Origin of the sequence: Paraburkholderia sp. SIMBA_054 (genome assembly GCF_046534875.1) — a bacterium.
GTDB lineage: Bacteria > Pseudomonadota > Gammaproteobacteria > Burkholderiales > Burkholderiaceae > Paraburkholderia > Paraburkholderia hospita.
In genome coordinates, this window is the sequence record NZ_JAWRXV010001652.1 from 1 (window position 1) to 238 (window position 238).

Annotated in this window: 1 protein-coding gene; it reads right to left on the minus strand. The window is 28.6% G+C overall.

Annotated elements, in window-relative coordinates; translation table 11 throughout:
* A partial coding sequence (lepB, locus tag SB822_RS60700) for a signal peptidase I (protein ID WP_410859601.1) occupies positions 1 to 238 on the minus strand: 238 nt, incomplete at both ends.

Here is a 238-nt window from a genome sequence, read left to right on the forward strand (position 1 = left end):
TAGACCGTTTCGACTATCCATACTATTATAACGATTATCTCCCATTACAAATAATTTTCCTAAAGGTACTTTCCTCTCACTAAAGTTGGAGGGAAATTCAGTTTTATTAATTAAATCTTTGTAAATATAAGGTTCTTCTTGTTTTTCTCCATCTATATAAAGGGAATCGTTAACCATTTTAACTGTTTCATTGGGCAAACCAATTATTCTTTTTATATAATAATTGGAATCATTAGAG